9 protein-coding genes are annotated in these 18,427 nt (G+C 76.6%); 1 reads left to right on the forward strand and 8 read right to left on the reverse strand.

Annotation, left to right across the window (positions count from 1 at the left end):
• The first annotated feature begins 25 nt into the window (after positions 1-25).
• Complete coding sequence (locus AB0L06_RS22470) at positions 26-403, forward strand: hypothetical protein (protein WP_500233011.1); 378 nt, start codon at positions 26-28, stop codon at positions 401-403.
• Here the strand turns inward: AB0L06_RS22470 and AB0L06_RS22475 are convergent.
• From AB0L06_RS22475 to AB0L06_RS22510, 8 genes are read right to left on the reverse strand one after another with little or no spacing between them, the layout of a single operon-like run.
• Positions 400-1,479, reverse strand: a complete 1,080-nt coding sequence (locus AB0L06_RS22475; RefSeq protein WP_500233012.1) for a hypothetical protein — start codon at positions 1,477-1,479, stop codon at positions 400-402. The two genes, AB0L06_RS22470 and AB0L06_RS22475, sit on opposite strands and share 4 nt — an antisense overlap.
• Complete coding sequence (locus tag AB0L06_RS22480; RefSeq protein ID WP_500233013.1) at positions 1,476-3,494, reverse strand: class I SAM-dependent methyltransferase; 2,019 nt, start codon at positions 3,492-3,494, stop codon at positions 1,476-1,478. The genes AB0L06_RS22475 and AB0L06_RS22480 overlap by 4 nt, the downstream gene beginning before the upstream one ends.
• A complete protein-coding gene (locus tag AB0L06_RS22485) occupies positions 3,491-4,765 on the reverse strand; it encodes a glycosyltransferase (protein ID WP_500233014.1) in 1,275 nt (424 codons plus the stop codon). Before AB0L06_RS22485 ends, AB0L06_RS22480 begins: the two co-directional genes overlap by 4 nt.
• Positions 4,765-5,721, reverse strand: coding sequence for an alpha/beta fold hydrolase (locus AB0L06_RS22490; protein ID WP_500233015.1), 957 nt, complete (start codon positions 5,719-5,721; stop codon positions 4,765-4,767). The genes AB0L06_RS22485 and AB0L06_RS22490 overlap by 1 nt, the downstream gene beginning before the upstream one ends.
• Positions 5,714-6,403 (reverse strand): alpha/beta fold hydrolase, encoded by a 690-nt coding sequence (locus AB0L06_RS22495; RefSeq protein ID WP_500233016.1) that lies wholly within the window; start codon positions 6,401-6,403, stop codon positions 5,714-5,716. The genes AB0L06_RS22490 and AB0L06_RS22495 overlap by 8 nt, the downstream gene beginning before the upstream one ends.
• Positions 6,404-6,454: 51 nt before the next feature.
• On the reverse strand, positions 6,455-6,775 hold the full coding sequence (locus AB0L06_RS22500) for an acyl carrier protein (RefSeq protein WP_500233017.1): 321 nt from the start codon (positions 6,773-6,775) through the stop codon (positions 6,455-6,457).
• Positions 6,772-11,040 (reverse strand): beta-ketoacyl synthase N-terminal-like domain-containing protein, encoded by a 4,269-nt coding sequence (locus AB0L06_RS22505; RefSeq protein WP_500233018.1) that lies wholly within the window; start codon positions 11,038-11,040, stop codon positions 6,772-6,774. The genes AB0L06_RS22500 and AB0L06_RS22505 overlap by 4 nt, the downstream gene beginning before the upstream one ends.
• A complete protein-coding gene (locus AB0L06_RS22510) occupies positions 11,037-18,191 on the reverse strand; it encodes an SDR family NAD(P)-dependent oxidoreductase (protein WP_500233019.1) in 7,155 nt (2,384 codons plus the stop codon). The genes AB0L06_RS22505 and AB0L06_RS22510 overlap by 4 nt, the downstream gene beginning before the upstream one ends.
• Positions 18,192-18,427 lie beyond the last annotated feature (236 nt).

Genomic DNA, 18,427 nt, shown 5'->3' on the forward strand with positions numbered 1-18,427 from the left:
TTCGAACTTGGGGTATTCTGGGCAGGTGAGCAGCTTCGTCCCGCCCGGCTGGCCACCGCAGGTGCATCCGCCGGGAACCGACCGGTTCGAGGAGACCGCGCTCGCCTGGCTGCTGGACCTCGTCCCGCCCGAGTACCGCCGCTACGGCGTGCTGCGCCGCTACCCGGTCGCGCTCGCCCGGATGGCCCGGCACCACGTCACCGCCGCCGTCGAGGCCGCGCGTGAGGGCTTCCGCTCCGCGCGCGTCGAGCTCGCCGGGGCCGTCCCGCCGCACGGCATCGAGGCCGTCCTGGACACCTACCGCCGCGAGGGCGCCCGGCTCGTCCAGCTCGTCCACGCCGTCGCCCTGGTCGAACAGGCGCTCCGCGAGCGCCACGCGGCGACGCGTCCCGCGAGCTCCTAGGGACGGCCTGAGGCCACGGCCGTGAGGAAGCGCGGCGGACGGGCGACGTGCCCCTCCAGCCGGGCGACGACCTCGGCGCGGACGCGCGGGACCACCGCCAGCGGGACGAGCGCGACGGCGCAGCGTCCGAGGCTCCGTCCTCCCAGCGCGCCCGCGTCACGAGCGGCCGTCAGGGCCAGGTCGAGGGTCGGGCGGCCGGGCATGTGCGCCTCGGTCAGCAACGGTCCGAGGCCCGCCGGGTAGCCCGCGCGGAGCGCCTCGGCGGCGCTCTCCACGATGTCCTGGCCCAGGTCGGACGCCTTGACCGTCCCGCCTGCCAGCGTCCCGCCCGCAGGCGTCCCCCGTGCCGGCGTCGTCGCTGCCGGTGCCTCCTCCGCCACGCCCACGTCGATGATCAGCAGGCGCAGTCCGGCGGCGGCCAGGTCGAACGGGATCTGCTCCGGACCCGCCTCGGTGATCAGCAGGGCGTGTCCCGCGCGCGAGTGCAGCGCGGCGAGGTACTCGGGCGCCACGGCGGACGGGACGGACGCGGCGGGCGGGCCGTGCAGGTCGCCGAGCGCCATCGCCGCCGCGCACACCACCTCCGTGCCGGACAGCAGGCCGGTCTCGGCGGGCAGTTCGCGGTCCACGACCATCCGGGCCGGGGGCGGCGGGTCGGCGTGCGCGCGCAGCGCCTCGACCACGTGCACCGCCCACTCCGGGACGTCGTCGAGCGAGGTGCACCGTTCGGTGTGCCGGTTCATCGAGTAGAGGTCCACGCCGCCGTCCGGGTTCGGCCCGGCGGCGACGATCGCCCCCCAGGCGAGCGCGACGGCCAGCGCCGGAGCGGACGGCGGGGTGTGGGCGGCGGTGGTCGGCGGCGCGTCCGCGGATGGGGGTGGGGGTGGCGGGGGGCCGCCGAGGAGGGTGAGGCCGCCCGGCGCCCGGCGCAGGGTGGCGGGAGGGACGCCGAACACGCGCTCGTACATGTGCGCGGTGATCCGGATCTCCGGGTCGTCGGCGAGTCCCACCAAGGCGTCCTTCGTGGTCGCGGTCGGCGTCGCCGTCCGGCTTGCGGTCGTCACGTTCTCGGTCACCCCTCGTCCTTGCGGGCCAGGATCCGGTAGGCGTTGCCGGGCCCGGGGACCAGCGGCAGGACGAGCCGGTCCGCCAGCGCGGCGGCGGCCAGCAGCGGCGGCGTCGCGGCCTGGGCGGCGGCGCGGCGGAACCGGCCCGCGCGGGTCGGCGGGCCCGGCGCCCACGGCCGGGACGGGTCGGGCGCGAACGCGGTCAGCCCGAGGTGGACGGCCGCCCTCGCGTCGTGGCGGTGGTGCGCCGCGCGCCGCTGGACGGCCAGGACCCGCATCCCGCGCGCGCCGAGCGCCCGCACGAGGTTGTCGGCCGTGACCAGGTCGAGGTGCCGGGGTTGCAGCCAGGGGATCCCGACACGGCCCAGGCGGCCGAACCTGCATTCGGGATCGGGCTGCTCGATCAGCAGGTGTCCCCCGGCGGGTAGCGCCTTCACGGCCGCGTCCAGCTCGCGGGCCGGGTCGCCGCTGTGCTCCAGGTAGTGGTACATGCTGATCACGTCGTACCGTCCGGCGAGCTCCCCGGGCAGGTCGCGGAGGGCGCAGCGGTGCGCGGCCCGCAGCCAGCCGCGCAGGACGCCCTCCTCGACGCCCGCGTCCGTGTCGAGCCCGTCGAACGCGGTGCCGGGGAACAGCGCGGCGGCGGCGCGGCAGAAGTGACCGTGGCCGGTCCCGACGTCCAGCCAGGCGCGCGGAGCGCCGACGTGCGCGGCGGCGAACCGGGCGCGGGCGCGCAAGACGTCGTCCTTCACCTGCAGCTCCAGGACCGCGGGGCTCGGCCGGTCCTGGTGGTCGCGGTCGTAGAAGGCGCGGCCCTCGTCGCCGAGGCGCGGGTTCTGGAAGACGTACCCGCAGTCGCGGCAGCGCTCCAGGGTGAAGCGTCCTGGTTTGCCGTGGACCATGTCGCCCGTCCGGACGCGGACGGCCAGCGACGGCGACGCGCACCACGGGCAGTCCTCGCGGCGCGGGGCCAGGAACCGCTCGACGCCGCGCTCGATCTCGGCACGGTAGTAGGGGCGGGCGGCGTCCGCACGGTCGGCGCGGTCGCGCTCCCACACGGTCGGCGCTTCGGTCAGCGTCCGCCACCAGCCGTACGGCTCCCGGACGAGCCGGAGCAGCACCGCCGCGTGCAGGTCGCAGGGGGCGAGGGCCGTCCCGCCGAAGACCAGGTACGGGACGGCGCAGTACGCGATGACCGCCAGCAGCCCCCACATCGGGGCGATGACCAGCGCGGACAGCACCGCGAGGTAGCCGAGGACGGACGTCGCGACCATCCGGGACACCGGGATGCCGAGCCCGGTCAGCCAGGCGCGGCGTCCCCGCCCGATCGGCCCGCGCGGACACGCGGACGGCACGACGGCCAGGTCGGCCGACGTCGTGAACTGCCGCAGCCGGGCGGTCACGGCGCCGAACGCGCCGGGGTCCAGGGAGGCGCGGACGTGCCCGGCGCGTGCCAGCAGGTCTCCGGAGACGACGGTGGCGAACCCGGCGCCGCGCCCGACCGCGAGCGGGTCGGTCCGGTACCGCCACGGGTCGAGGGAGCGGACGAGGTCGAAGGCGCGCTCGAACGGCAGGTCGACGGGCACCAGGTCGAGGACGTCCAGCCGATGCTCCCGCGCGTGCGCGACCGCCGCCCGCCGGATGGGCCCGGGCAGCATGGCCCGCTCGCCCGTCACGAACTCGTACCCGGAGTCGGCGACCATCTCGGACAAGGCGGACGCCGAGCTCCCGCCGGTCGCGGGTCCGGGCCCGGCCCCGGGCAGCGGAGCCAGTGGAAGCACACGCCGCCGCAGCGCCAGCGCACGCCCCGTGACCACGCCCGCGACCAGCACGGCCGCGAGCGCGGGCACCGCGGCCGGAAGCGCCGCGACCAGAGCGGACACGGCCGCCGGAAGCCCCGCGACGATCGTGAAGAACGCGTCGGAGGGCGTGGGCGCCCCCGGGTCCGCCGCGGCCCACGGCACCGCGGCGGCCACTGGCACTGTGGCGGATGCTGCCGGGAACGCGGCGGCGAGGGTGATCACGTGAGCTTCTCCAGGAGGTCGGCCGCACGGGCGGCGCCTCCGGCGGCGTCGAAGGAGCCGCGGATCCGGGCGGCGGCCTCGCGGTGCGACGGGTCGGTGAGCACGCCGGTCAGCGCCTCGCGCAGCTCGTCCGCGCCGGCCCGGGCGAACCGGACGACGCGGCCCGCGCCGGACGCCTCCACCTGGCGTGCGATGACCGGCTGGTCGTCCCGGATCGGGGCGACGACCAGGGGCAGGCCGTGCGCCAGCGCCTCGCAGACGGTGTTGTGCCCGCCGTGCGTGACCACTGCAGACATCCGCGGCAGCAGCGCGAGCTGCGGGACGCTCTCCTGGACGAGCACGTTGTCCGGGACGGTGAACCCGGCGTCCTCCCCCGTCCCGGACGGCATGACGAACACCGCCTGGACGTCCAGCCGCGCGACGGCCTCGGCGGCGACGCGGAAGAACCGCGCCCCGGCCGGGCCGGAGACGGTGCCGAGCGACACCAGGACCGCCGGACGGGCGTCCTCGCCCTCCGGGTCGAGCCACTCGAACGGGAAGGCGTCGCGCTCGGGCCGTCCGCCGAGGGCCGGGCCGACGAACGCGATGTGGTCGGGGAAGAACGACACGTCCCCGACGAGCGCGCCGGTGGAGAACACGAGCGTCAGGTGGTCGGAGAAGCGCAGGTCGATCAGGTCCTCGATGCCGTGCCCGGTCTGGAACGCGCCCATCTGCTCGCGGACCCACTCCTCCACCAGCGGCATCCCGGCGAGTGGCCGGGTGAACTCGGCGGAGGTGGTCGCGGACGTCGCCCATGGCACCCCCTGCAGCCGCGCCGCGACCGGCGCGGCGAGGACCTGCTGGTCGGAGACCACGACGTCCGGGCGGAACCGGTCCATGGCGCGCTCGACGCCGGGCATCATCGCGTGCCCGAGCGGGACGATGAACTCCTCCCAGAGGAACTTCAGCGCCGCCGGGCCGCGCAGCGACATCCACGTGTCGCGGGCGGCCTCGATCTCGGCGGTGAACGCGGGCTCCTCGGCGGCGTACACGCGCGCGCCGGACGGCAGCAGCGGCTCCACATGGCTCCGGCGGCCCGCCCAGGCGACCTTGTGCCCTCGCTCGGCCAGCTCGGCGGCCACCGCGATCGTCGGGTTGATGTGGCCGGTCAGCGGCGGCACCGCGAACAGGAACCGGCGGCGGTCGCGCTCGGCGGGGCGGTCGGGCGGGACGGCGTTCCCGAGCAGCGACGGGACGGCGACCCGGCGGCCTCGGGACGTTCTCGGGCTCATCACGCACCTCCGGTGAAGATCGGCTCGCGCGCGCCCGCACGCGAGCCGGGATCGGGTTCCGCCTCGCGCGTCCGCGCGCGCGAACCGGCCTCGGGGTCCGTCCCGCGCGTCTCGGCGCGCGGACCGGAGTCAGAGGTCTCCTCGGGGGTTCGGCGGGCGAGCCAGGGGAGCATGAGGGCGAGCAGGTCGGCGTGGCCGTCGCTGAGCACGGTGTGCGCGTGGCCGGGCAGGACGTGCAGTTCGCAGTCCGGGGCGTGCGCGGCGAGGAGCCGTCCGGCGGCGAGGACGTCGGAGTGCTCGCCGTAGACGGCCAGCACCGGGCAGCGCAGGGTGGCGAGGCGTTCGGGAAGGACGGGTTCGGCGGCGGCGACGTCCGTCAGCAGGCTGGTGTCGTTGATGAGCGCCGCGGCGACGGCCGTCTGGCGGCCGCGCCGCCGCCCGGTGACCGCGGCGGCCTGGACCGCGAGCCGCTCCTCGTACTCCAGGAAGAGCGCGGACCGGGAGAGCGTGTTGAGCATGTCCTCGACCCACGCGCCGGGGCGCTCGGCGGGCCCGTAGGACTCGACCATGACCAGCCCGGCGACCCGGTCGGGACGGGCGAGCGCGGCGTTCAGCGCCACCGCCCCGCCGAAGCTGTTGGACACCAGGTGCACCGGGCGGCCGATGTCCAGGCCGTCCAGGACGCCGAACAGGTCGTCGACCGCGTCGTCCACGCCGTAGCCGGTCGGGGGCCGCTCGGACAGGCCGTGCCCGCGCTGGTCGTACAGGACGGACCGGGCCCCGGCCGCCGCGACCGGCCCGGCCAGCCGGTAGTAGAAGCTCGACAGGTTGTCCATGACCAGGCCGTGGACGAACACCACCACCGGCGCGTCCGGCCCCGCGGTCCCGGGCGTGCCCCCCACCGGGTCGAGGGTCTGGACGTGGAACCGGACGCCGCGTGCGGTGATCTCAGGCATGGGACTCCTCCAGGAACGCGCCGAGCAGCGGGGTGAGCCGCGCCCGCGCGGTGATGTGCAGGTCGTGGCCCCCGGCCAGGACGTGCCGCCGGGCGGCGGGCAGGGCCCGTCCGACCAGGTCGGCGGCGGGCCGGAACGGCGACCCGGACCCGACGACGGCGAGCATCGGGAGCCCGGCGAGCTCGGCCAGCTCCGCGGCGGTGACCGGCGGATCGGCGGCGAGGTCGTCCCGCAGCGAGGTCCGGGCCAGCAGGTCGGCGATCCTGCTCCGGACGGCGTCCTCACCTCGGACCGCGTCCTCTCCTTGGGCGTTCTCGCCCTGGGCGGCGTACCAGCGCGCGTCGATCTGGACGAACGGCGGGTCGACCAGCGCGAGGGCCGTCACGCGGCCGGGATGGGCGCGGGCGAACCGGACCGCGACGGTCGCGCCGTAGCTGTGCCCGGCGATCGCGAACGGGGGCAGGTCGGCGGTGAGCGCGGCCAGGTCGTCGACCATCGTCGCGGTGTCGTACCCGGTCGGGGTGCGCTCGGTCAGGCCGTGCCCGCGCCAGTCCGGCAGCCGGACGCGGCGGGTGCGGGCGAGCGCGGGCGCGGCGGTGAAGAACCAGGATGCGGCCGAGCCGGTGAACAGCCCGTGCAGCATCACCACCGGTGACCGGCCCGTGTCCCGCCCGAGGTCCACCACGTGGAACCGAACGCCCCGGGCGCGGACATAGGCCACGGTGCCCGGCCCCTAGGCGAACGCCGCGGAGGTGTCGGCGGCGTCCTCCGGGGACGCGGCGAGGCGCCCCTCGATGTAGGAGGTGAGGTCGCCGACCGTCATGGCCATGATCTGGTCGAGGTTCAGCCCGGCGATGAACGCGGCGAACTCGATCCGCGCGCCGTAGTGCCGCTGCAGCCTCTCGGCGAGCGCGACGAACTCGATGCTCTCCAGCGCGAGGTCGGCGTTGAAGGTGGTGTCCGGGCCGACCGTCTGCTCGAGCAGGAAGTCCTCGCCGACGACCTCGGCCAGCATGGCCACGACCTCGTCCAGGACATCGTTTCCGCTGGTCATGTGCTGTTCTCTCCCTTGGTGTGGTTGCCGTCCCGGTCGTCGCCCGCGCCGGGCTCCGGGAGCGTCCAGGTCACGACGTGGCCCTCGATCTCGCGCGAGCCCGTCCCCGCGGAACCCGCGTGATCCGCCACGGGGTCCGCGGGGCGCGCGTCGGCGCGGGTGATCTCGATGTGGCAGGTCCGCCCGGCCGGACGGACGAGCGCGACGGCCAGTTCGTCGGTCTGCGCGACCGACAGCGCGGGCGAGGAGCCGAACGCGCCGGTCGCGCGGGGCCGTCCGGACGCGTCGTCGTTGATGGTGACCTCGGCGGGGAACAGCGGGCCGTGGCCGTGCTCCCAAAGCCAGTGCCGGACGGCGTCCTTGGCGGCGATCCGGCCCAGCAGCCAGGGGCCCTGCTCGCGCGGGGTGAGGGCCTCGTAGCCGGGGCGCTCGGCGGCGTTGAGGTACTGCCGCATGAGCAGCTCGCGCGAGGACCCGTTGTTCCAGTGCTCCCGGGCCAGGACCCAGCCCTCGGGCTGCGGTTCGGCGGTGCCGGACACCTCGGGGGTGAACTTCATCCGCCAGGTCTCCTCGTCGGTGTAGAAGCGGTGTGTCGTCCAGCCCTCGACGCGGCACCAGACCCGGCCGTCCGGGCCGGTCAGCTCGCCGTCGCTCCGCAGTGTGGTCGAGGTGAGGCCGCGGGTCCGGACGGTCGCGGGGAGCAGCGCGCCGGCCGGCGGCCGCGGCCCGTACCAGGTGACCCGGTCGATGCCGGTCGGGAACACCGTCTGGTCCTTCTCGCCGTGCACCTGGATCCAGTGGCCGGCGAGCTGGCCGAGGTTGTCCATCAGCGCGCCGGGCGTCGGCAGGGAGGTCAGGACGCCCCGGACGCCGTCCGAGGCGAGCGCGGCGATCTCGCGGACGCCCTGGTAGAGCGGCCCGTGGAACATCCAGCGCTCGGCGTAGAACCGGTCGGCGGGGACGGGCGGCGGAGCCTCGCCGGTGAGGGGCGTCCGGTCCGGCTCGGGCGGGCTCGGGTACCGGGGTGCGAGCAGGACGATCCCGTCGGTGTGCCCCTTGACGACGATCTCGACCCGGTGCAGGCCGCCGGCGCCGGTCTCCAGCAGCCGCGCCGAGACCTCGGTCCCGGTCGGCGGGTCGGCGGTGACCCAGCGCAGCGCCCGGACCTGCTCCAGCCCGACGCAGACCAGGTCCGGGAACAGCTCGCGCGCCGCGTCCGCCATGGTCTCCAGCAGGGTCGTCAGCGGCACGACGGGGAATCCGTCGGACGCCTCGGGCCAGTCGACCGGCTGCCGGAACAGGCAGTGGTCGCGGACGTACGGCATGGTGTCCAGCGAGAACACCCGCCGGACGGTCAGCTCGGTCGGCCTCGGCTGCGCCGGAACCAGGGGTGGGGCCGGGGGCGCCGGCGCCTGCGGGACGGCCGGTGACGGCGTCCGCGCGGTGTTCTGGAGCGCGTCCATGACGTCGGTGGCGCTGTCGACGGCCTCGCGCAGGAACGCGTCCAGCTCGGCCGTGACCGGGTCGGTGTGGGGCAGCGACGGCCACTCCCCCGGACGCGCGGGCGCGGGCGGCGTCAGCGGCGCGACGAGGCCGTCCAGCCGGACGACCGGGACGCCGAGGTCGAGCCTCACCGCGCCCGGCCCGGACGGGACGACCGGCGGCGCGGCGGCCGGGCCCGCGCCGTGCCCCTCGGCCCACAGCGCGGCGGCGACGCGGCGGAGCTGCGCCAGGCCGGACCGCTGCGGCACGTTCACGGCCATCGCCAGGTGCTCGCGGTCGCCGAGCCGGTCGCCCACGAACCCGCTGATGCTGCCCGGTCCGACCTGCACGAACGCGCGCACGCCCGCGCCGTACAGCTCCTCCACGAGCTCGCTGAACCGGACCGGTTCCAGCAGGTGCCGCCGGACCAGGTCGCGGACGTCCGCCTCGTCCTCCGGGAACGGCGCGACGGTCGTCGCCGACCAGATCGGGATGTCCGGCGGGTGGATGGAGAGCGCCTGGAACGCGGTGCCCAGCTGCTCCAGCAGGGACGCGGCCATCGGCGTGTGGAAGCCGGTGCGGAACGGCAGCTCCTGGCCCAGCACGCCCTCGGACCCGAACCGCCGCAGGATCTCCCGGACGGCGTCGGGATCGCCGCAGACGACCGACTGGTGCGGGCAGTTGTCGTGGCTGACCACCACGTCCGCGCGGGTGCCGAGGACCTCCAGGACGCGGTCGGCGCCGCAGCCGAGCGCGCCGTAGAGGAGGTCCGGGACGCGCAGGCCGCCCGGGTCGAGCGCGCCGAGGAAGGTCTCCATGACGTCCGGGGTGTACATCCCGGAGACGAGCATCGCGGTCCACTCGCCGAGGCTGTGGCCCGCGACGACGTCGGGGCGGACGCCGGTCTCGGCGAGCGCGGCGGCCAGCAGCCGCCCGACCGCCATCACGTCGGCGGCGTGGCCGAGCATGTCGGTGCGTCCGGTCAGGTCGGGGCGTCCTAGGCCGAAGTGGTCGGCGACGTCGTCCACGCGCGGCGCGAAGGACGCCTCGAAGCCGGGGAACAGGAACACCAGGCGTCCGCCGGAGGCGAGCAGCGGCCTCGGGGTGAACCAGATGTCGCCGCGTCCGCGCCAGGGGGTGCCGCGGTCGGCGACGGCGCGGGCGAGCGTGAGCCTGCGGGTGTCCGGGGCGACGATCGCGAGGCGGCAGGGCAGGTCGGCGGGCTCCTGGTCGCAGCGCTCGAGCAGCTCGTCGTTCGGGGCGCGCAGCAGGTCGGCGAGTTCGGCGGGCGTGCGGGCCGCCAGGCGCAGGACCCGCTCGCCGTCCCCGCCGCCGCTGCGCACCCGCAGCGGCCCGAGGTGCGCCTTCGCGACCTCCGGGGCCTCCTCCAGGACGAGGTGGGCGTTCGTCCCTCCGAACCCGAAGGCGTTGACGACCGCGCGGCGCGGACCGTGCGCGGGACGCTCCCACCCGGCGGCCGAGAGGACGGGCGTCAGCCGCGTCCCGGACATGGCCTGGTGCGGCTCGGTGACGTGCAGCGTCGGCGGCAGGACGGCGTCGCGCAGCGCGCACGCGGCCTTGATCATCCCGGCCATCCCGGCGGCGGGCATCGCGTGCCCGATCATCGACTTGACCGTGCCGACGTGCAGCGGGCCTCCCCGCTCGCCGAACACGCGGAGCAGCGCCGCCAGCTCCGCCGCGTCCCCGGCCGGGGCGCCGGTGCCGTGCGCCTCGACCAGCCCGGCCGCGTCCGGCGCGGACGGGTCGAGCCCGGCGTCCGCCCAGGCGCGTTCGAGGGCGAGGACCTGGCCGTCCACCTGCGGGTTCAGCACGCCGGACGCCCGGCCGTCGCTGGACGACCCGGCACCGCGGATCACCGCGTAGATCTTGTCGCCGGCGCGCAGCGCGTCCGGCAGCCGTTTCAGCAGCGCCATGCCGGTGCCCTCGGACAGCAGCGTCCCGTCGGCGGCCCGGTCCAGCGGGCGGATCATCCCGGTCGGCGACAGCGCCCTGAGCCGGCTGAACACGCTCCAGAGCGTGGCGTGGTGGGAGTGGTGGACGGCCCCGGCGAGCATCGCGTCGCACTGCCCCGAGCGCAGCGCCCGCACCGCGTGCTCGACCGCGATCAGCGAGGACGCGCACGCCGCGTCGACCGTGTAGGCCGGGCCTCGCAGGTCGAACCGGTTCGCAACGCGCGACGCCACGGGGTTCGGGACGACGCCGTCCGAGGCGTCCGGGGCCTCGGGGCCGAGCCGGGTGTGGAACGCCTCCCGGATCTGCTCGAGCCGACCCGCGGGCAGGTCCGGCAGCAGCTCGGTGAGAATGGCCGCGACCTGGTGGAACGCCGTGACCCGCTGGTCCAGGCGGGCCAGCCCGGGGCCGATGTGGCCGCCCCGGCCGAGCACCACGCCCACCCGCGCCCGGTCGCGCAGCCGCTCGTCGCCGCCCGCGTCCGCGATGGCCTCGGCGGCGGTGCGCAGCGCGAGCAGCTGGTCCGGCTCGATCCCGGGCACCGCGGCGGGCCTGATCCCGAACCGCGCCGGGTCGGCGGTGGCGAGGTCGTCCACGAAGCCGCCGCGGCGGCAGTAGAACCGGTCGGCGCGCGCGGGCCCGTCGTAGGCGGACGGGTCGTGGTAGAGCGCGGGGTCCCAGCGGTGCGGCGGGACGTCGGTGATCGCGTCCACACCCGCCCGGACGTTCGCCCACAGTTCCGCCGCGGAGCCCGCGCCGGGGTAGACCGCCCCGAGCCCGACGACGGCGATCGGCTCGCCGCCGCTCGTCACGAGGTCGCCCCGGCGTCGCGCTCGTGGACGCGGCCGCGCCCGGCGTCACCGCCGCCGGACGAGCCGTTCGCCCCGGCGGCTCCCGCAGGGTCCGCGACGGTGCCGGCGAGCACGACCTGCGACTCGTCCCCGGAGGCGATCTCGCGCAGGAGCGCGGCGACGGCGGCGTCCGGGTCGACGAGCGCGACGCCGCGCCGGGCGTACTCGCGGGCGATCTCCGGCGACACCATGCCGCCCCCGGCCCACGGCCCCCAGTCGGCGACCAGGACCCGGCCGCGCAGCCGCGTCCGCCAGACGCGCGCGAGGGTGTCGCAGGCGTCGTTCGCGGCCGCGTAGTCGGCCTGCCCGCGGTTCCCGTACACGCCCGAGACGCTGCCGAACACGACGAAGAACCGCAGGTCGGACCGGACGGCGGAGACGAGCGCGGACGCGCCGGAGAGCTTCGTCCCGTACACCGCGCCGAACGACTCGGGCGTCTTGTCGCGGACGAGCCGGTCCTCGACCAGGCCCGCGCCGTGGACGACGCCGTCGAGCCGTCCATAGCGGCGGTAGGCGTCCTCGACGACGGCCCGGACGGCCTGCGCGTCCCGCACGTCCACCGGGTGGTACCGCACCTCGGCCGCGTGCTCGCGCAGCGCCGCGAGGTTCGCGCGGATCTCCCGCGCCGCGAGGACGCTCCGGATCCGCGCCTCGATCTCCGCCGGTGTGCGGCCGCCCCGCGCGACCAGGGCGCGGCGCAGCGCGGCCTCGTCCGGCGCGTCCGCCAGTTCGGGATCCTCGGCGCCCGGCTCCGGCGTCCGGCCCAGCAGCTCGATCCGGCAGCCGGTCGTCCGCGCCAGCTCCAGCGCGACCCGCGCGGTGATGCCCCGCGCGCCGCCGGTCAGCAGGACGACGCCGTCCGGCCCGAGCTCCGGCCCGGCCGCCCCCGGTACGGACGGCAGCTCCTCCCGGACGAGCACCAGCGTCTGCCGGACGTCGCCCTCGTACCCGACCTCGACCGGGCGTCCGGGCGCGAGCAGCTCGGCCAGCAGGCGCAGCGCGATCGTGCGCGGGCTCTCCTTGGTGTCCACGTCCACGGCCCGGACGAGCGTCTCGGGGAACTCTTTGGCGAGCGTCCGGGCGAGGCCGCGCAGCCCCGCGCCCGGCGTCGGGTCGCCGACGCCGCCGTCGAAGCCGCGCCCGAACGCGCCGCCCGCCCCGGTGCCGAGGATCAGCCAGCTCGGCCCGGTCAGCAGCGTCTCCCGGATCCCGGCGTACGCGCCCGGCAGCACCGGCCCGCCGCCCGGCCGCAGCGCGGCGAGGTGGATCAGACCGTCGCACGCCTCGCCCGCCTCCAGCGACGTCCGCACCTGCGCGCCCTGCTGTTCGAGCAGGTCGGCGAGCTCCAGCGCGATGCCGCAGCCGTCGTCCACGATCGCGAACACGCGCCCGTCGAACCGTCCGGGCACGACCTCGGGCGTGGGCAGCGCGGGCAGCCCCTCCAGCCGGACGACCTGCCGCACGGGCGGCACCACCGCCTCTCCGGCGGGCTCCGGGGACGGCGGCGCGGTGTCCGCGGCCGTCTCGGCGGCCGCGACGGCCGCCTTCGGAGCCGACCCGTTCACGGACGGGGTGAGCCGGGCGCCGATCCACGCGACGATCTCGCCGATGGTCTTGATCCCGGCGAGCTGCTCGACGACCGCCTCGTCCAGGCGCGCGCCCGCCGCGGCGAGCCCGACCCGGTCCGCCAGCTCACCGATGATCTCGGTGCGCTTGATGGAGTCGATCGACAGGTCCGCCTCGAGGTCGAGATCGGAGCCGAGCATCGCCTCGGGGTAGCCCGTCCGGCCGCCGATCACCGACAGCACGGTCGCGTGGATCTCCTCCGGGCCGGGCACGGACGCCCCAGGCGCGGCAGGCCGCTCGTCCGGAGGCGTCCGGACGAGCGGAACCGCCCCCGGAGCCGGAACGGGCGGCGTCGCGGACAGCGGCTGCGGAACGACATGCCCGGAGACTGCCGCATCCCCGGGGACCACCGCGTCACTCCCGGAAACCACCGCGTCACCGGAGACCACGGGCCGGGGCGGCGGCACGGTCGGCCCGCCGGAGCGCGCGGGGGGCGACGCGTTCCTGTTGATCAGGCCGAGGACCACGTCCCGCTGCGCGGCGATCAGCTCGCGGCTGTTGCGCAGGTACGCGAGGACGGCCGTGTGGAGCGGATCCTGAACCGGAGCGCCCGCGGCGGCCGAGTGGGCGGCGCCCGCGGCGGAATGGGCAGCGCCTGCGGCGGAGTGGGCGGCGCTCGCGGCCTCCGGATGGCCGGCGGTGGGCATGGGACCTCCCGAAGAGGGGAGCGTGACCCGCTCGGCGGGACGCAGCGAGTTCGTCAGATGGGCGCCGTCGGCGGTCCGGACGAGGTGGCCGTTGACGATCCAGCCGGGCACCGCGGGCGGGTGCGCGGCCGACAGGACGCGGGCGTCGCGACCGGCGAACAGCGCCCCGGCGTCCACCGGGACGCCCGCGACGGCCAGGTCGGCGAGCGCGTGCAGCAGCCGCACGACGCCGTCCTCGCCGGGCGCGTCGCAGGCCACGGCGGTGTGCGGGCGGTCGCCGAGGATCTCGCCGACCAGGTGGGTCAGCACCCGGCCCGGACCGGCCTCGACGAACACCCGCGCGCCCGCCTCGTACATCGCCTCGATCTGCTCGACGAACCGGACCGGCGCCGAGACCTGCCCGGCGAGCGTCGCGCGCAGCTCGGCGGGCTCGGACTCGTAGGGCTCGGCGGTGGTGTTGGACCAGACCGGGAACGCGGGCGAGCGCAGGTCCCGGCCGGACAGCTCGGAGCGCAGCGTCGCCGCGGCGCCGCCGACGAGCGGGCTGTGGAAGGCCGCCGCGACCGGGATCCGCCGCGCCGCGATCCGGCGCGCGGACAGGGCCTGCAGGGCCTGTTCGAGCGCGGGCGTCGACCCGGAGATGACGACCTGCCGGGGCGCGTTGTGGTTGGCGATGACCAGCTCGGAGATGCCCGCCATCGCCGCCCGGACCTCGTCCAGGGTCCCGGCGCAGGCGACCATCGAGCCGGGGTCGTCGCCGTGCGTGGTGGCGGCGTCGAGGATCGCCTCGGCGCGGGCCTCCGACAGCTCGACCAGGTCGTCCTCGCCGAAGACGCCCGCGGCGGCCAGCGCGACGAGCTCGCCGTAGCTGTGCCCGGCGGCGAGGTCGGGCCGGACGCCCAGCTCGGTCAGCAGCCGGTGCGCGGCGAGGCCCGCGATGCCGAGCGCGGGCTGCGCGGCACGGGTGTCGGTGATCGCCTCGAACTGGGCGCGCTCGTCGTCCTCGGTGAACGCGGCGGGCGGGAACATCGCCCGCGCGTGCCGTCCGTCCGCGAGCCGGAGCAGGCGCTGGAGCCGCGGGAACGCGACGAACAGGTCGGCGAGCATGTTCGGCCGCTGGCTGCCCTGGCCCGGGTAGAGGAACGCGACCTTGCCGGTCTCCCCCGCCTTCGCGGGCGCGACGGCCACGCCCGGAACGGCCCGGAACCCGCGCGCCGCCTCGAGCTTGGCGCGCAGGTCGGGAAGGCCGGACGCGACGATCGCGACCTGCACGCGGGCCGGGTTCGGCTCGGCGAACGTCCGGGCCAGGTCGCGCAGGCGGGCGCCCGGCACGTCCGCCAGGGCGGCGAGCCGGTCGATCTCGGCGCGCGCGGCGTCCCGGTCCGCGCCCCGGACGAGCAGGAGCTCGGCGGGCCAGGCGGCCACGCCGGAGACCGGTTCGGGCGCGCCGTCGTACCCGGCGAGGACGGCGTGGAAGTTGGACCCGCCGAACCCGAACCCGGACAGGCCCGCGAACCGCTCGCCCGGCGCGGCGGCCCACGGACGGGTCGTCCGGCCGAACGCGAACGGGCTGGACGGCCCGCCCCACGCCCGGTTCGGCTCGGTGAGGTGCAGGGTGCCGGGCAGCACGCCGGAGTGCAGCGCGTACGCCGTCTTGATCAGCCCGGCGAGCCCGGCGGCGCACTTGGTGTGCCCGATCTGGGACTTGACCGAGCCGAGCGTGATGCCGCCCGGCACGGCCCCGGCCTCGGTGAACGTCTCGGTGAGGGTGGTCAGCTCCGTCCGGTCGCCGACCTCGGTGCCGGTGCCGTGCGCCTCGAGCAGCCCGACCCGCGAGGGGGCGATCCCGGCGCGCCCGTAGGCGCGGTCCAGCGCGAGCCGCTGCCCCTGGACGCGCGGCGCGGTGAGGCCGAGCGAGCGCCCGTCGGACGACCCGGCCACGGACTTGACCACCGCGTAGATCCGGTCGCCGTCGCGCTCTGCGTCCGCGAGCCGCTTCAGCACCACGCACGCGACGCCCTCGCCGAGCGCGATCCCGTCGGCGGACGCGTCGAACGTGGCGCAGCGGCCCTTCCGGGAGAGCGCGTGGACCGACGAGAACAGCAGGTAGTTGTTGATGCCGTTGTGCAGGTCGGCGCCACCGCACAGCACCATGTCGGCCGCCCCGGACACCAGCTCCTTGCAGGCGGCGTCGAGCGCGGCGAGGGACGCGGCGCACGCGGCGTCCACGGTGTAGTTCGCGCCGCCGAGGTCGAGCCGGTTGGCGATCCGCCCGGCGATCACGTTGGTGAGGACGCCGGGCACCGAGTCCTCGGTGAGCCTCGGGAGCTGCTCGTCCACGCCCGGCGGCACCTGGCCGTAGAACTTCGGCAGGATCGCGCGGGCCGAGTAGGCGGTGCCGAGTTCCGTCCCGGCCTCCGCGCCGAACACCACCGAGGTGCGCGACCGGTCGAACGGGCGCTCGTCGTAGCCCGCGTCGCGCAGCGCGCGCGACGCGACCTCCAGGGCGAGCAGCTGCACGGGCTCGACGCTGCCCAGGGAGTTCGGCGGGATGCCGTAGGCGAACGCGTCGAACGGGACGTCCGGCACGAACCCGCCCCACTTGGACGGGCTCTTCTCGCCGTCCCGGCTCGCCGGGTCGAAGAAGACCTCCGGGTCCCAGCGGTCGGCCGGGACCTCGGTGACGGCGTCCACGCCGCGCACGATGTTCGCCCAGTAGTCGGCGGCTTCCGGGGCCCCGGGGAACACGCAGCCGATGCCGACGATCGCGACGTCCAGCGGCGCGGCGCCGGTCCCGGACGCGTCCTCGCCGGGGGTGGTCACCCCGAGCGCGGCGGCACGGGACTCCAGGAACCGCAGCGCGCCCGAGGTGACCTGCTCGTGCAGTCCGGTGATGCTCGTGGTCGCCGACCGCAGCGCAGCGACCTGGCCGATCATGTACATGCCCTCGCGGGCCTGCTCGGCGCCGCCGACGGTCTCCAGGGCGCCGCCGCCCTGCCCGCGGCGCAGGCCCTTGGCCGCGATCCGGAGCCGGCCGAGGTTCAGCTCCTCCAGCTGCTCCCACATCCGCCTGCGGGTCGTCCCGGCGTCCTCCAGACCCTGCCTGGCCTGCTCGAACGCTTCGACGTAGGGGGTGCGGGCGCAGCGCGTGGCGTGGCCCGGCGAGGTCTCCAGGAGGGTCGTCCCGGCGCACTCGACGGCGGTCTTCTGGAAGCCGGGCATGATCGCGCCGGCCGCGACGGCCTCGTAGGTGAACAGGTACGCGGTGCCCATGAGGACGCGGACGTCCGCGCCGCGCTCGGCGAGCGGGCCGGCGAGGGCGGCGACCATCGCGCCGGACCGCTCGTCGTGGATCCCTCCCGCGAACAGCACCGACATCTCGTCCGCCGCGCCCGGCGTCCGGTCGGCGAACTCGACGAGCCGCTGGACCTGCGCCTCCCACAGCGGGAAGCTCGCGCGCGGGCCGACGTGCCCGCCGCACTCCAGGCCCTCGAACACGAACTTGCGGGCGCCCTCGCCGAGGAACCGCTCCAGCAGGCCGGGCGACGGGACGTGCAGGTAGGTGGAGATCCCGGCGTCCTCCAGCGGCGCCGCCTGGGCCGGGCGTCCGCCCGCGATCAGCGCGTACGGCGGCCGCGCGGCGAGGACGGCCTCGATCTGCGCCTCGCGCACCTCCGGCGGCGCGAACCCGAGGACGCCGACGCCCCACGGCCGCCCGCCGAGCCGGTCGGCGGTGTCGGCCAGCAGGTCGCGCACCTCGTCCCCGCCCATCAGCGCGAGCGCGAGGAACGGCAGGCCGCCGTCCTGGGCGATGGCGGCGGCGAACGCGGACCGGTCGCTGACCCGCGTCATCGGCCCCTGCACGACCGGGTAGTCGCGGCTGATCGCCGTGCCCGGCGGGTTGTCGCGGGGCGCGAGCGGACGGGCCGTGAGCGCGGCGCGCAGATGCTCCCCGACCTGCTCCCGGACGGCCTGGACCACGCCGCCCGCGGTCCGGTGCCGGTCACCGAGCGCGGCGGCGAGGAACCCGTCCTGGCCGACCGGCAGCGCCTTGACGTGCAGCCCGGACGCGCCGAGCCGCGCGTTCGCCTCGGCCGGGGAGAGCCCGGACAGGTCGAAGTCGGGCAGGTCCGGCCGGGTGAAGATCCGGTGGCCGCCGGTCACGCGCGTCTCGCTGCCGTCCATGGCGCGCAGGGCGTCCGCGACGTCGCGCGGCAGCTCGCACTCGCGGACCAGGGCGAGCTGGACGTCCAGGACGACGCCCGCCGCGCCGCCTGCGACGGCGGCCGCGGCGGTGTGCGGGCCGATGCCGCCCGCCGCGAGCACCGGGACGGTGACCTCGGGATCTCCCAGCAGGTGCTGGAGCAGGACGAACGTGGTGAGGTCGCCGACCCGTCCGCCCGCCTCGCAGCCGCGCGCGATGAGGCCGTCGGCGCCCGCGCTCGCGCGCGCGGCGTGCGCCTCGGCGGCGTCCACGACCTCCACGAGGAGCCTGCGCCCGCGCGCGTAGGCGATGGTGTCGTCGAGGGACACCGCGTCCAGCAGGACGGTCCGGACGTGCTGGGGCAGCTCGTCCGGGCGCACCCCGCACCCGGCCGGGACCCGCACCCCGAAATCGCCCCGCCACCAGCGGCTGAGGTCGGCGAGGGCGGCCAGCGCGGCGGCCCGGTCGGTGCCCAGGTCGAGGACGCCGAGGCCGCCCGCCCTGCAGACCGCGGCGGCCAGGTGGGGCGCGGGCCGGCCGAACGGCCCGACCCCGACGACCTCCACGTCCGGCCGGCGGGGCCGGTCTCCCGGCCCTCGCCCGAACACGCCGCCCGGATCCACCTCAGCCGTCATGCACTGCCCCCCGCCGTTCCGTGCCCGGCCCGACCCTGGAGGCCGGCACGGCTCGAACAACCCTGGCCCTCGTACGTTGCGCACCGCGGCGCGCCCTTCCGCAGGAGGGGACCGCGATGAGTCGCAAGACTACGGTCGGTGAACTCATGACCACCGAGGGCGACACGCCTCGCTCATGCCCCCACGCCCACTCCGGAGGGTCTCTGGACCGTCCCTTGACGGAAACCAGACCTGGA

Source organism: Spirillospora sp. NPDC052269, from assembly GCF_040679435.1.
Lineage (GTDB): Bacteria > Actinomycetota > Actinomycetes > Streptosporangiales > Streptosporangiaceae > Spirillospora.

Coding starts and splice junctions, on each gene's coding strand:
- AB0L06_RS22500 (WP_500233017.1), bottom strand. CDS start 6,775: ATGACCAGCGGAAACGATGTCCTGGACGAGGTCGTGGCCATGCTGGCC.
- AB0L06_RS22485 (WP_500233014.1), bottom strand. CDS start 4,765: ATGAGCCCGAGAACGTCCCGAGGCCGCCGGGTCGCCGTCCCGTCGCTG.
- AB0L06_RS22510 (WP_500233019.1), bottom strand. CDS start 18,191: ATGACGGCTGAGGTGGATCCGGGCGGCGTGTTCGGGCGAGGGCCGGGA.
- AB0L06_RS22490 (WP_500233015.1), bottom strand. CDS start 5,721: ATGCCTGAGATCACCGCACGCGGCGTCCGGTTCCACGTCCAGACCCTC.